At 59.0% G+C, this 13,236-nt stretch carries 13 protein-coding genes; all 13 read right to left on the bottom strand.

Annotated elements, in window-relative coordinates:
* Window positions 1–15: 15 nt before the first annotated feature.
* Window positions 16–525 (bottom strand): rRNA maturation RNase YbeY, encoded by a 510-nt coding sequence (gene ybeY / locus DLM45_RS08995; protein ID WP_181336802.1) that lies wholly within the window; start codon window positions 523–525, stop codon window positions 16–18.
* Between the two features lie 6 nt (window positions 526–531).
* The gene (locus tag DLM45_RS08990; protein ID WP_181336801.1) at window positions 532–1,527 is read right to left on the bottom strand and encodes a PhoH family protein; all 996 of its coding nucleotides are present in this window, start codon (window positions 1,525–1,527) and stop codon (window positions 532–534) included.
* Between the two features lie 123 nt (window positions 1,528–1,650).
* A complete protein-coding gene (gene miaB, locus DLM45_RS08985; protein ID WP_343062272.1) occupies window positions 1,651–2,997 on the bottom strand; it encodes a tRNA (N6-isopentenyl adenosine(37)-C2)-methylthiotransferase MiaB in 1,347 nt (448 codons plus the stop codon).
* A 63-nt stretch (window positions 2,998–3,060) separates the two neighbouring features.
* Window positions 3,061–3,942 carry a lyso-ornithine lipid O-acyltransferase gene (gene olsA / locus DLM45_RS08980; protein WP_181336800.1) on the bottom strand — a complete coding sequence of 294 codons (882 nt, stop codon included), beginning with the start codon at window positions 3,940–3,942 and terminating at the stop codon, window positions 3,061–3,063.
* A gap of 9 nt (window positions 3,943–3,951) precedes the next feature.
* Window positions 3,952–4,401: a Fur family transcriptional regulator gene (locus DLM45_RS08975; RefSeq protein ID WP_181336799.1), complete on the bottom strand. Its 450-nt coding sequence runs from the start codon at window positions 4,399–4,401 to the stop codon at window positions 3,952–3,954.
* A 96-nt stretch (window positions 4,402–4,497) separates the two neighbouring features.
* Window positions 4,498–4,986, bottom strand: coding sequence for a ribosomal protein S18-alanine N-acetyltransferase (gene rimI, locus DLM45_RS08970; protein ID WP_181336798.1), 489 nt, complete (start codon window positions 4,984–4,986; stop codon window positions 4,498–4,500).
* Complete coding sequence (gene tsaB / locus DLM45_RS08965) at window positions 4,983–5,681, bottom strand: tRNA (adenosine(37)-N6)-threonylcarbamoyltransferase complex dimerization subunit type 1 TsaB (RefSeq protein ID WP_181336797.1); 699 nt, start codon at window positions 5,679–5,681, stop codon at window positions 4,983–4,985. The genes rimI and tsaB overlap by 4 nt, the downstream gene beginning before the upstream one ends.
* A 10-nt stretch (window positions 5,682–5,691) precedes the next feature.
* The gene (locus DLM45_RS08960; protein WP_181336796.1) at window positions 5,692–6,282 is read right to left on the bottom strand and encodes a malonic semialdehyde reductase; all 591 of its coding nucleotides are present in this window, start codon (window positions 6,280–6,282) and stop codon (window positions 5,692–5,694) included.
* 73 nt (window positions 6,283–6,355) lie between these two features.
* A complete protein-coding gene (locus DLM45_RS08955; protein ID WP_181336795.1) occupies window positions 6,356–6,910 on the bottom strand; it encodes a NifU family protein in 555 nt (184 codons plus the stop codon).
* A gap of 134 nt (window positions 6,911–7,044) precedes the next feature.
* Entirely contained in the window at window positions 7,045–7,545 is a 501-nt protein-coding gene (locus DLM45_RS08950; RefSeq protein WP_181336794.1) for a universal stress protein, read from the bottom strand.
* Between the two features lie 54 nt (window positions 7,546–7,599).
* Window positions 7,600–8,637: a tryptophan--tRNA ligase gene (gene trpS, locus DLM45_RS08945; protein WP_181336793.1), complete on the bottom strand. Its 1,038-nt coding sequence runs from the start codon at window positions 8,635–8,637 to the stop codon at window positions 7,600–7,602.
* Between the two features lie 78 nt (window positions 8,638–8,715).
* The gene (gene murJ, locus DLM45_RS08940; RefSeq protein WP_181336792.1) at window positions 8,716–10,302 is read right to left on the bottom strand and encodes a murein biosynthesis integral membrane protein MurJ; all 1,587 of its coding nucleotides are present in this window, start codon (window positions 10,300–10,302) and stop codon (window positions 8,716–8,718) included.
* Between the two features lie 72 nt (window positions 10,303–10,374).
* A complete protein-coding gene (locus tag DLM45_RS08935; RefSeq protein ID WP_425485233.1) occupies window positions 10,375–13,191 on the bottom strand; it encodes a [protein-PII] uridylyltransferase in 2,817 nt (938 codons plus the stop codon).
* Window positions 13,192–13,236: the final 45 nt, after the last annotated feature.

Below are 13,236 nucleotides of genomic sequence, written 5' to 3'. Positions count from 1 at the left end.
GAATGATGGAGCCGGCTACTCGCTTTTACCGGTTTCCAGCGCGCCAGTGTAGGGATTCGCGATACCAAGACTGGAAAGTATAGAAATTTCAAGAGCTTCCATTTTCTCAGCCATGTCTGCGGTTTCGTGATCATAGCCTAAAAGATGCAAGATGCCATGCACGACGAGATGTTGCACATGCTCCCTTAACTGCAAATCCTGCTCTTGAGCCTCGCGAACGACCGTCTCGTGCGCCAAAATGACGTCGCCGATGAACCCCGGCGGCGCGCCAGCTCCGGCCGGAAACGAGAGGACATTGGTCGGTTTCGGCTTGCCGCGGAATTGCCCGTTGAGCTGCGCCACAACCTCGTCTGATGAAAGCGCCACGGCCACCGACCCAACCGCCCCTTCGATAGGCGCCTTGGCAACGGCCTCCGCCGCCTGAGCGATCAGTGCTTCGGCATTCGCCAAGTCGGACCAGTCACCGTCATCATCGAGAACTTCGACGACAAGCGCTTGAGCGTTAGTGTCTTGAACGGAAGGCATGTGCGTTTATTTCGGCTTCTCATACGCGTCGACGATCTTCGCAACGAGATCGCGTCGCACGATGTCGGCAGCGGCAAAGCGCACGATGGAAATATCATCCACCTGATCGAGCAAGTCGACAGCCTCGACCAAGCCCGACTTGGTCCCGGGCGGCAAATCGATCTGCGATGGATCGCCGGTGACGACCATCTTCGAACCTTCACCGATACGCGTCAGAAACATCTTCATCTGCATGCTGGTCGTATTCTGCGCTTCGTCCAGAATGACGAACGCATTCGAGAGTGTGCGTCCGCGCATGAAGGCCAGCGGCGCGATTTCGACAACGCCCGTTTCAATATCGCGTTCCACCTTTTCCGGCGGCAACACATCGTATAGCGCATCATAAAGCGGACGGAGATAGGGATCGACCTTCTCGCGCATATCGCCCGGAAGGAAGCCGAGGCGCTCACCCGCTTCAACGGCCGGGCGCGAAAGAATGATGCGTTCGACCAAGCCGCGTTCAAGGCAGTAGGCCGCGAAAGCCACCGCAATGTACGTCTTGCCGGTGCCCGCTGGCCCGAGACCGAAAACCAGATCGTGTTTCTCGATCGCGCGCATATAGGTGCTCTGCGTCGGCGTGCGTGCCTTTACGACCCGGCGCCGCGTCGCGACCTGGGCCTGACCATCGCCGGACGTTCCTTCAGAGCGCGCATGGCGGATCAAGCCATCGATATCGCCTGCGCCGACCGGCTCGCCTTTCGAGATGCGTTGATAGAGTTTTTCCAAAACGTCCCGAGCCACAGCACAGGCGGCCGCTGGCCCCGTCAAGATAACGACATTGCCGTGCGCATGCGCGTCGATGCCGAGGCGGTCTTCTATGAGCGCAAGATGGCTATCGTATTCGCCGAGCAATTGTGGAAGAAGGCGATTGTCTTCAAAGGGCACCATAACTCGAGCGGCATTTTGATCCGGCTTGTTCGGCCGTTTAGATGCTGGCGCAGGCGCCCCTTTGAATGCTGCCAATCGCGAACTCCTTTTCGCTCTAAGTCTCGAATCGGCTCGAACCGAATTTAGCACGTCCAATAAACTGCCCCGAGCCCGAGATATCGTCAACGCACCGGTTTTAACCGTCCATCTACGTCCACTCTATGCCGCCGCGATGACACCCGAAAGTCCCGAACGGCGGGTATCATCGATCGCAACCCGCGCCGTCCGGCCGACCAGATCGCCGGGACCCACCGCATGCACGAGCTGTAAATGGGGAGACCGGCCGACAATTTCGCCTGACTTCCCGATGCGCTCAAAAAGCACAGGAACGGCATTGCCGAGGCTTTGCGCATTGAATGCGGTCTGCTGGGAGTCGAGCACGGCCTGCAGGCGCTGCAGCCGCTCTCCTTTGAGGGGCTCAGGCACCTGTCCGTCACGGCCCGCCGCCGGTGTCCCCGGCCGCGCGCTGTACTTGAACGAAAAGGATTGCGCGAACCCAACAGCCTTAATCAGCGCGATCGTCTCTTCCGCGTCTTGGTCCGTTTCCCCCGGAAAGCCGACGATGAAATCGCTTGAAAGAGCGATGTCGGGCCGCGCTTTGCGCAAGCGCGCGATGATATCGATGTACTCGGCCGCACTATGTTTGCGGTTCATCGCAGCGAGAATCCGATCGGAGCCCGACTGCACCGGAAGATGAAGGAATGGCATCAACTCGCGAACCTCAGCATGAGCCGCGATCAGTTCGTTATCCATGTCACGCGGATGGCTCGTCATATATCGAATGCGTTCTATCCCACCGATGCTCGCCAGAACACGGATAAGCTCGGCAAGGTTCGCGCTCCGTCCGCCCGCACCTTCGCCGTGATAGGCGTTGACGTTCTGACCGAGCAGAACAAGTTCCTTCGCGCCAGCGTCGGCAAGTTCGCGCGCTTCCGCCTCGATCCGCGCAACCGGACGCGAAAATTCCGACCCGCGCGTGTACGGAACGACGCAAAACGTACAGAACTTGTCACACCCTTCCTGCACCGTCAGAAATACCGACGGCGACGCAATGCGCCGTGGCGCTTTCATCCGCGTGAATTTCTCGTCGCCTGGAAATTCCGTCTCGACGATGTTCGTACGCGTCGATTTACTGCGCGCGACGAGCTCCGGCAGCTTGTGATAGCTTTGCGGCCCGATAACGAGATCGACCGCAGGCTGACGCGTCGTGATCTCCGCGCCCTCGGCCTGCGCAACGCAACCCGCAACCGTGATGACGGTTTCCTTGCCGTCCTTACGGCGGCGCTCCTTCATGTCTCGCAACCGCCCGAGATCGGAATACACCTTCTCGGCAGCCTTCTCGCGGATATGGCAGGTATTCAGAATGACGAGATCGGCCGCCTCAGGATTATCCGTCTCGCCATATCCCTCGCGCGCCAGCGATTCCGCCATGCGCTCGCTGTCGTAGACATTCATCTGGCAACCGAACGTCTTCAGAAAATAGCGCTTCGGTTCGGCGTCTTTCACGTCACTCGTCACTTGGTCGACCTGAGATTGATTGAGCCCCGCGCATAGCACAGATGGGACCGATTATGTCCATTTCTCGCTACTTTGCCGCGCAAGAACGCGCTTTTCGCGCCGCGCATCCTCCGTCGGCTCAACCGGAATGAGGTCCGGATCGCCTGGCCGCCCCCGCAGCAGCCCAACGACATCGCGCCGCACCGCCCGCTCGCTCTCCAATGCCAGCGTCTTCCGGCTTCCATACGCGCTGAGCGCAACCGGCGCGCCAATCTTAATCGTAGCCGTCAGCCCGCCGGATTTGAGCACCCCCCACGCGTGCGACGTCATTTCCATATCGCCATACCAGCCGATACGGGGCCGGTCCGCACGCGTCACCGGAACGCCGCGCATATGCGTGTAAACGACGGCAACCGTCTGCACCGCCACGCGCGACGAGAGATCCTCTCCCAATCCTTCGACGGCGCCGAATAGCGAGGTCTTGAACGGCAGCACTCGGTTTCCGTCACTCGATGTTCCCTCGGCAAAAAGAATGATCGCGTCGCCTTCGGTGAGCCGGCGCGAAATTTCCCGCGCACCATCGCCAGCCGCTTGCCGTCGCGTGCGATCGACGAAGACGGAGCGTTGCAGCCGAGCCAGCGCCGAAACAAAGGGCCATCCGCCAACTTCCAGCTTGGCAACAAACGACACGGGAGCAACGGCGGAAAGCACCGGAATGTCGAGCCACGACGTGTGATTGGATACGAGCAGTACCGGACGATCGTGCGCGACCTCGCCCTCGATCTTCAACGTCACGCCGATGATTTTGCAAACCTGCCGGTGATACCAACGCGGAAACCGCCGCGCGCTATTCGGCGCGAGCCGCAGCAGAACGGCCTGCACCGGCATCAGCGGCACCGTCAGTCCGAGAAACGCGGTCAAAGCGGTGAACCCACGTACCGATCCCGTAGCCATCGGTGCCCCTCAAGCTTTGCGTCCCGCGCTTTTCTTCTTCGCGATCGGAACGCCGTAAAGCTCCAGCCTGTGCCCCACCAGTTCGAAGCCGAGTTCTCTCGCCACGCGCTCTTGCAAAGCCTCAATGTCCGGGTTTGAAAATTCGATCACCCGCCCCGTATCAACGTCCAGCAAATGATCGTGATGCTCTCGCGGAGCCGCCTCGTACCTTCCGCGCCCATGCCCGAAATCGTGCCGCTCAAGAATTCCCTTCGCTGAAAATAGCTTCAGCGTTCGGTAGACCGTAGAAAGCGAAATCCGCGAATCGATCGCATTCGCCCGCCGGTGCACTTCTTCAACGTCGGGATGATCTGTAGCGTTCGACAGCACTTGCGCAATCACGCGCCGCTGTCCCGTCATGCGCAGCCCATGCTCGACGCAGCGCGATTCAATCGGCGTATCTTTCTTCGTCACGGACATGATCATCTATATTCGATCAAGCGGGGCGGGAGCGCTGAGCTATTCGTTATAGGCAACGAAACAGCGGCTCGTCTACCGGAAGCGGCTTATCACGCCCTAAAGCGTCAGGGCCATCGTCAAAGCATCCACAGCCGCGTTCCCTGGCCGCACATAATAACGCTTCCGGCGGCCCACTTCCTCAAAGCCTAGCTTCCGGTAAAGCGCGAGCGCGGCCTCGTTGTCTTCCGCAACTTCGAGAAAGATGCGTTTCGCTTCTCCACGTCGCGCAGCACGCGCCAGACCTTCGAGAAGCCCCATGGCCAGCCCAGCGCGCTGCCAATTCGGCGCAACGCCAATCGACAGGATTTCGGCTTCATCGGCCGCAAGCTGACCAATGATGAATCCGATGATCGCCTTCGGCGAACCGGCAACAGCAATCAGAGATGTCGCCGCCGGATGCTCGAGCAGCGATTTAATGGCAGCCGCATCCCACGCAGGATCAAACAGCTTGGCATGCAGTCCCGCAATTTCTTCGGCCCGCTCAGGCGAAGCCCAAAGCATACTGGCGTGCTTCACGTTGCGGAACGGCATGACATTCGATGTCATACACCCACCCTGACAATCGAACTTGGTGAAGGTGGTTTTGCGTCCGGAGCCCTAAGATAGAGCGGCCGCAACGTCTCTGTCAGCGGAAGCTCACAAGCGGGAAACAGCACGTCGAGCGCGTCTGGCAAAAGATCCGGCAGAATGTCGTGAGCTCCAACGCCTGACGCGCGCGCCGCGTCGGCAACAGCCTTCGCTCCCGAACCCGCAACAACGATCGGCTCACTTCCGAGCGTCTCCGCCGCATCAGCAATGCCTCGGCAGCTTGGCGGCACCAAAGTCGCCAACGAATGGCGATCGAAGACTTCGAGATAAACTTCGCCCCGGCGTGCGTCCGTCGCAATGGCGACGCGTCGCGTGGGTGCCGACGGTATGCGCGCGCTCATGGCCATAAGCCTTAGGCTGGACAGCGCCACGATCTGCGCACCGGTCGCCAGTGCCAACGCGCGAGCCGCCGAAACGCAAATCCGCGTTCCAGTGAATGTGCCCGGTCCGAACGTCACGGCAATCCGATCGAGTGCCGCAAATTCCAATCCGGCTTCCGCCATCACCATTTTGGCCATTGGCAGCAATTGCTCAGCATGCCCGGTTTGCATCGGCGCATAGGCAAATGAAATCGAGGGAGTCAGAGTCCTGAGCCCGCGGCCCGCCGCCGCGGAGCAGGCATCAAAGCAGCTGTCCAGCGAAAGTACGTTCATTTCAGGATGCTTATACGATCTTTGCTATCTCGTCGAAATGAAATCGGGGTGTTCTCGGACGAACGCCAGATGGGTCGCCATATCCCACATTGCAGAGGAAATTCGACTTTATATCGGTTCCCGAGAAAAATTCTTCATCCACACCGTTATTGTTAAATCCGGACATCGGCCCACAATCCAGCCCCATTGCCCGTGCCGCAACAATGAAATAGGCGCCTTGCAGACTGCCGTTTAGAAAAGCAGTCCGCTCCGTATGCGCTTTGTTTCCGGTGAACCAGCTTTTTGCATCTGCGGCCGGATAAAGGCGCGGCAGATGCTCATAAAATTTGAGATCGTAAGCAAGGATCGCCGTCACCGGCGCTGCCATCGTTTTCTCCAGATTGCCCTGGCTCAAATGGGGACGCAGGCGCTCCTTGGCTTCTTTGGATTTTACAAAGACAATTCGAGCGGGCGATGAATTGGCGCTCGTCGGCGCCCATTTCAAATGATCGACGATTTGCTTCAGGAGGTCGTCATCGACGTCCCGAGGTTGCCATTTATTGTGGGTCCGGGCCGCATCGAACAATTGCTCGAAGACGGCGCGGTCAAGCGCATTAGCCATCTCGCCGCTCCATCAAGTCGTATTGGCACATAAAAAGAAACCCGCCGAAGCGGGTCACTTTCTTATGTGATGCTTAAACCGGCTCTACCGATTGCACATCCGGACAGAAATGTTTCAGCAGGTTCTCAATGCCGTGACGCAAAGTCGCTGTCGAACTGGGACAGCCCGAGCACGCACCGCGCATATGGAGATAAACCACGCCATTCCGGAATCCGGAAAAAGTAATGTCGCCGCCGTCTTGCGCAACTGCGGGGCGAACCCGCGTTTCTAGAAGCTCTTTAATCGTCGCAACGGTTGCTTCGTCTTCCGGATCGTAGCTCTCGCCCGCGCCGTCGTTAGAGCCTTCATCTTCCGTTGTCGGAGCACCAGACATGTAGTGTTCCATGATAGCTCCCAAAACCATCGGTTTCAGGTGCTGCCATTCGATCTTGCCCTTGGTCACCGATATGAAGTCGGATCCGAGAAACACGCCATCCACGCCGTCGATCGCAAAGAGGCGCGTCGCAAGAGGCGAAGCAGTCGCGTCACCTTTCGAGCGGAAATCCGCTGTGCCCTCGTCAAGAACGTTCCGGCCAGGCAGGAACTTCAACGTAGCAGGGTTCGGCGTCGCTTCAGTTTGGATGAACATATCGGCTTCTCGCTCGGGTTCGCTGGCATGACGTCACTCGCGCCCGAAAAGGCCAGCAGCGTTAGAATTTTTCTAATATAGGGAGACGACCTGGAACTGTCGAGGCGCGGCTCCGTCCCCGGTTACCGAACACCTTACGCCAAAGCCTTGATATCCGCGAGGGTCAGGTGCCCCGGCACAATCGTCACAGGCACAGGAAACCCGTCCGGCGCACTTCCCGCAGCCAGCGTCGACACCAGCGTGCCGAGTTCCTTTGGCTCCGCTGGAGCACCCACGACGAGGATCGCGATGTCCTCATCCTCGGCAATAAGCTTCAGAATTTCATCCGCTGGCCGCCCTTCGCGGATGAAATCCTCAGTCTCGACGTTTTCGAACTCTGCGTTTGCAAGCTTCCGCCGGAATAAACGAAACAGCGCTTTTGCCTTTGTCGTCTCTTCCTCGAGTTGCACCTGCCGCACGCCGGTCCAGTTCTGCAACTCTCCCGGCTCGAAGACGTAGAGCATCGCGATACGACCGGTAGCGCGCTGAGCACGGCTCGCAGCGTAATAGAGCGCCGCCTCCACCTCCTGACTGTCATCGACGACAATCAGGAACTTGCGCGTATGGCCGGGCTCGGAAGAACGGCGTGGTTTCATGGGTTCCGATGCTGCCATTCCTTCGAGCGCCTCGCAACCTGTCGCCCTAGCCTATCAACTCCGAACGAAGCCGACGATATCCTTCACTTTGTCCATGATTGGAGCCGCGATCACCCGCGCGCGCGCCGAACCGTCTGCAAGCACCCGGTCAATCTCCGCCGGATCGTCCATCAAACGCTTCGCCTCGTCTCCGATCCGACCGACTTTTTCCGTCGCGACTTCAGCGAGCGCCTTCTTGAAAGCCGAAAATTGCTGCCCGCCGTAGTCACCAAGAACTTTCTCGACGGGCTCGCCCGTCAACGCCGCATAGATGCCAACGAGGTTCTCCGCTTCGGGACGTCCCGCAAAACCGTCCTTATCCGCCGGCAGCGGTTCGGGATCAGTCTTTGCTTTCTGGATTTTCTTCGCGATCGTATCCGCGTCATCCATGATGTTGATGCGGGAAAGATCCGATGGATCCGACTTCGACATCTTCTTGGAGCCATCCCGCAAGCTCATCACGCGTGTGGCCGGACCTGTAATAACGGGTTCGGGTTGCGGGAAGAAAATCCCGTCCGCGAAACCGTGCTCCACGATCTCCTTGCCGAAGTCGTTGTTGAATTTCTGCGCGATGTCGCGCGCCAGTTCGAGATGCTGCTTCTGGTCTTCGCCAACCGGCACATGCGTGGCGCGATACGCAAGAATATCGGCCGCCATCAGGTTTGGGTACGCATAAAGCCCAACCGACGCTTGCTCCCGATCCTTGCCCGCCTTCTCCTTGAACTGCGTCATGCGATTGAGCCAGCCAAGGCGCGCCACGCAGTTGAACACCCACGCAAGCTCCGCATGCGCGCTCACCTGCGATTGATTGAACAGGATGCTCTTCTTCGGATCGAGACCGGCCGCAATATACGTCGCCGTCACCTGACGGATCGCGCTCTTCAACTCGACCGGATCTTGCCAGACCGTGATCGCATGCAGATCGACGACGCAGTAAATGCAGTCGTGCGTCTTTTGCATCTCGATCCAGTTTACCATCGCGCCGAGATAATTTCCGAGGTGCAGGCTGCCGGTGGGCTGCATGCCTGAAAAGACGCGCGGCTGAATTTGCATGGGATGTCCAGTCGAAGAGATCGGTTATAGCGGATGAGCGCGCGTTATCGCGTGAGCACGGTCCTGAGGCAAGCGCCTTCAGCCGCCCTTGCCACGGCCGACAAAGCGCCCGAGCTGCCGCAGCGACATGACTCCGGTGGCAAAAATGAAGGCACCGAACACGGCCAGCCCCGTACCGACCTCAATCGCCAGCGCCGCGCCCTTCCGCAGGAAACCAGCGTCGCTCGCGAGATGGGGCTGGAGCATATGGCTCACCATCAGCAGCACGCCGGCCATGAGAACGCTGGCGAGCGCAATCAGCGGCAAATTACGTTTCAACCGGGCATCACCCACGAAATCCTCCCGCTTCGCGAGGGTCGACCAGAGCAGATACGCGTTCAGCCATCCCCCAAGCGTCGTCGCAATGGCGATGCCGAGCTGAGGCATGATGCCGAGATGCCGGAACAGAAAGAACAGCACGATCGAACCAACCGTATTGGCCGTCAGACTGATGGCCGCGTAGCGCATCGGCGTCGTCGTATCTTCGCGCGCAAAATAGGCGGGCGAGAAAACTTTGATCATGACGAACGCGGGCAGGCCGAGCGCAAAGATCGAGAGCAAGACCGCCGTTGAGTCCGTATCGCTCGCCGTAAACGCACCGCGCTCGAACAGAACACGCACAATGTCATGCGGTATAACCGCGAGCGCCAGCGCCGCCGGTATCGTCAGAAGCAACGCAAATTCCAGCGAACGGTTCTGGCTATCCAACACGCCCGCCCTATCGCCTGCCCGCAGTTGCCGCGCCACGTCTGGAAGCAGAACAATGCCGACGGCAATGCCAACGATCGCAAGCGGAAGTTCGTAAATCCGATCGGCGTAATAGAGCTGCGAAACGGCGCCCGGCTGCATCGACGCGATGACGGTGCCGATGGCGATATTGATCTGCGTAACGCCACCAGAAATGACACCAGGAATGCCAAGACGAACGAGATGGCGAACATCTTTCGTCCACCGCGGCCGCTTGAAACCGAGCGTAAATCCCGCCTGCCGCATTCCCCACATCAAAAGTGCAAGCTGCAGAATGCCGGCAACAAAAACGGCCCAGGCCTGAATAACGCCAGCTTCCGGCTCAGCACGGTAGCCGAGCCAAAGTGAGATCAGCGTCGCGATCATCATGACGCCGTTGAGCACAATCGAAACCGACGCGCTTTCAACGAAACGTCCCATCGAATTCAGCGCGCCAGACATCAGCGCAACGAGGGACATGCAAAGCAGATACGGCATCGTGATCTGCGTCAGCAGCACCGCAAGATCGAATTTCTCGGGCACCGAGTCGAAGCCGGGCGCTAAGCCATACATCAAGAATGGCATCGCCAGTTCGGCGACGATCGTTACGATCAGCAGCACGAACAAAAGGCCCGCCATGGCGTCTTCCGCAAACGTGCGAGCGGCGTCGCGGCCTTCGCCTTCCAGCTTCTTTGCGAAAATCGGAACGAACGCCGAGTTGAACGCGCCTTCGCCAAACAAACGGCGAAACAAGTTCGGAAACCGGAACGCAACGACAAACGCGTCCGCCACCCAGCCGGAACCGAGCGTTGCCGCGATCAGAATATCGCGCATAAACCCGAACACGCGGCTGAGCAGCGTCAACCCGCCAACGGTTGCGAAGGACTTATAGAGCTTCATCGCGACAGCGAGGTAATGGGGTTCTCAACCCCGCGCAAGCGATTCCCGTCGATGTACACCGAATGCCCCCCGTCATCGCGCTCGCTGTCTCCGACGCGCACGCACTCGCCGTTTCTCCTCGGTCTTTGCGGCGGAAATCAAAGCACCATCCTCCGTCCCCAAGAGCGGCGCCTCACCCCGGTCCCCTTCCAGCACAGACTGAAGACGCTCTCTAATCACGCCCTGCCGGATATCACTGACAATCTGATTGCCGACGAGATCGGTCACATAGAAAACGTCGACCGCCTTCTCGCCAAACGTCGTCACGTGCGCCGATGCGATATCGAGCGAGAGATCGGACAACGCCGACGTCAACTCATACAAAAGCCCCGGCCGGTCACGCCCCGAAACCTCGATCACCGTCAAACGTGAAGACAGCGCATTGTTGATGATCACTTCAGGCTCGACCGTAAAAGCTTGGACGCCGCGCACACGCTCGCGTCGCTTTTCCAGCAGGTCGGAAAGGCGCTCCTTCCCGTCGAGCAATAGTTGAATGGTCTGCGAAATACGCCGCGCGCGCCGCAGCTCATCCTCGTCGTTATCAAATTCGCGGTTGAGAAGAAACGTATCAAGCGCATACCCGTCGCGCGTCGTCGTGATGTGAGCACCCGCGATATTGGCGCCGGACGCCGCGCACGCTCCCGCAAAAAGCGCAAGCAATCGCGCATGGTTCGGCGCAAACACCGTCAGCTCTGTAATCGCGGTGAACGAGTCCGTTGACACCGTCGTCGCGAGCTTCGACTGCGACTGCTGCGCTTCGCGCATCACCTTGGCGTGCGCCGTCTGCATCGCAAGATCAGTGCGCAGCCAATAATTCGGATAGTGACGCGCGATAAATTTATCTACGTCAGCCGTCGACCAATCCTTGAGCGCGTCACGCAACGCGGCCTGGGAAGACGCGATGACCTCACTACGCGGCTGCTGCGTATGCCCGCCCGCCACCAGCGGTTCCGTCTCCTGATAAAGAGTGCGCAGCAACTGGCCCTTCCAGCCGTTCCAGACACCAGGACCAACCGCCATGATATCGGCGCACGTCAACACCAGCAAAAGCTTCAATCGCTCCGGGCTCTGCACGATACGAGCGAACGCCCGGATCGTATCGGGATCCGAAATGTCGCGCGAATGCGCGAAGTTGCTCATCGTCAGATGTTCTTCGATCAACCAGGCGACGAGTTCCGTTTCGCGCGGCGACATTCCCAAACGCGGACAGACCTTCCGCGCAATACGCGCGCCAACGGTCGAATGGCTTTCCTTCCGACCCTTGCCAATATCGTGCAGAAACGCGGCAACCAGCAACGCGCGTCGGTTTTGAATTCCTGGGAATACCGCCGTGCTGAGCGGAAGCTCCGTCGCAAGCTCGCCGCGTTCGATCGCGCACACGTTTCCAAGCGTCAGCAGCAGATGCTCATCGACGGTGAAGTGATGATACATATTGTATTGCATCATCGCCACGATGCGTCCGAACTCCGGCAGAAACCGTCCGAGAACGCCCGCTTCATTCATTCGCCGCAAGGAAACTTCTGGATCGTTCTTTGACGTCAGCAACGACAGAAAGATCTGGTTGGCCTCCGGATCTTGTCTCAGATTGTCATCGATCAGCCGGAGCGACGATCGCAGCAGACGAATGGCATCGGGGTGCAGGTAAATCCCCATGCTGGACGCCTGCGCAAAAAATCGGATAAGATTGACAGGATCGCGCTTGAAGACATCAGGCCCCGCCACATTGAGGCGATCATTGTCCACCCGAAAATTCGTCCGCTGGCGAATATCGCCACGCGTCTTCCAATTGAGCGGACTGAGCAATCGCTTGTAGCGTGGCGCCGATTTCAGTTGCTGCATTTCGAGCGCGCCGCAAAGGATCGTCGTCAGATCGCCAACCTCCTTTGCGATAAGGAAATAGTGCTTCATGAACCGCTCGACCGCGCGCAATCCGCTGCGGTTCGTATAGCCGAGGCTCTGCGCCATCGCTGGCTGCACTTCGAACGACAGCACCTCCTCCGGCCGTCCCGTCAGAAAATGCAGGAAGCAGCGAACACGCCACAAAAAGTCTTCACACCGCCGGAAGGTCTGCACCTCCTCCGGCGTATAGATTCCAGCAGCACCCGCAGCCGCACCGACTTCCTGTCCGAAGATGTATTTCGACAGCCAGTGCAGCGTGTGCAGATCGCGCAAGCCGCCCTTGCCGTCCTTGATGTCAGGCTCGACCTTGTAGCGGCTCTGCCCAACACGGCGCACGCGATTATCCCGCTCGGCCATCTTCGCGTCGATGAATTGCCGCTCGGTTCCGCGAATGACTTCGTCCCGGAAGCGTCGTTCGAACTCGGCGAAGAGTTGCGCGTCGCCTAAGATCAGCCGCGCATCGAGCAGCGCCGTGCGGACGGTGATGTCGCTGGCACCAAACTTCAGGCATTGCTCAATGGTTCGGGTCGCGTGCCCCACCTTGAAGCCGAGATCCCACAGCACGTAGAGAATGTATTCAGCGACGCTCTCACCCCAAGGGGTCTGCTTGTAGGGAAGCAGAAACAGAAGATCGATATCCGAGCCCGGCGCCAGCAATCCCCGGCCATAACCACCCGTCGCAACGATCGCCATGCGCTCCGCATCGGATGGGTTCGTCGCGCGATATACATGCGCCACTGTGTAATCGTAGATGAGACGGATCAGTTCGTCCTGAAAGGTGCAGATGCCCGCCGCACAGCGCCGCCCGTTGCCATCAACTTCCAGCGCCTCACGCGCCGCTTGCCGCGCGCCCTTCACCAACTCCTTCAGTCTCTCAACAACCAGCGGCCGCGCTTCTGTTGCTGAAGTACAGGAATTGAATAGCGCCGTCAGAGCTCGACGCTCTTCCATTCCATCGAAATAGGGCGGCGGGATAAGCCGCGGAAGGGCGTCCTG

Source organism: Hyphomicrobium methylovorum (assembly GCF_013626205.1).
Lineage (GTDB): Bacteria > Pseudomonadota > Alphaproteobacteria > Rhizobiales > Hyphomicrobiaceae > Hyphomicrobium_B > Hyphomicrobium_B methylovorum.
The sequence above is the reverse complement of the archived record's forward strand: the minus strand, read 5'-3'. Positions and strand labels throughout refer to the sequence as shown.

Excerpts from the sequence above, each read along its gene's own strand:
- ybeY (WP_181336802.1), bottom strand. The coding sequence starts at position 525 with ATGCCTTCCGTTCAAGACACTAACGCTCAAGCGCTTGTCGTCGAAGTT.
- olsA (WP_181336800.1), bottom strand. The coding sequence starts at position 3,942 with ATGGCTACGGGATCGGTACGTGGGTTCACCGCTTTGACCGCGTTTCTC.
- DLM45_RS08975 (WP_181336799.1), bottom strand. The coding sequence starts at position 4,401 with ATGTCCGTGACGAAGAAAGATACGCCGATTGAATCGCGCTGCGTCGAG.
- rimI (WP_181336798.1), bottom strand. The coding sequence starts at position 4,986 with ATGACATCGAATGTCATGCCGTTCCGCAACGTGAAGCACGCCAGTATG.
- tsaB (WP_181336797.1), bottom strand. The coding sequence starts at position 5,681 with ATGAACGTACTTTCGCTGGACAGCTGCTTTGATGCCTGCTCCGCGGCG.
- DLM45_RS08960 (WP_181336796.1), bottom strand. The coding sequence starts at position 6,282 with ATGGCTAATGCGCTTGACCGCGCCGTCTTCGAGCAATTGTTCGATGCG.
- DLM45_RS08955 (WP_181336795.1), bottom strand. The coding sequence starts at position 6,910 with ATGTTCATCCAAACTGAAGCGACGCCGAACCCTGCTACGTTGAAGTTC.
- DLM45_RS08950 (WP_181336794.1), bottom strand. The coding sequence starts at position 7,545 with ATGAAACCACGCCGTTCTTCCGAGCCCGGCCATACGCGCAAGTTCCTG.
- trpS (WP_181336793.1), bottom strand. The coding sequence starts at position 8,637 with ATGCAAATTCAGCCGCGCGTCTTTTCAGGCATGCAGCCCACCGGCAGC.
- murJ (WP_181336792.1), bottom strand. The coding sequence starts at position 10,302 with ATGAAGCTCTATAAGTCCTTCGCAACCGTTGGCGGGTTGACGCTGCTC.
- DLM45_RS08935 (WP_425485233.1), bottom strand. The coding sequence starts at position 13,191 with ATGGAAGAGCGTCGAGCTCTGACGGCGCTATTCAATTCCTGTACTTCA.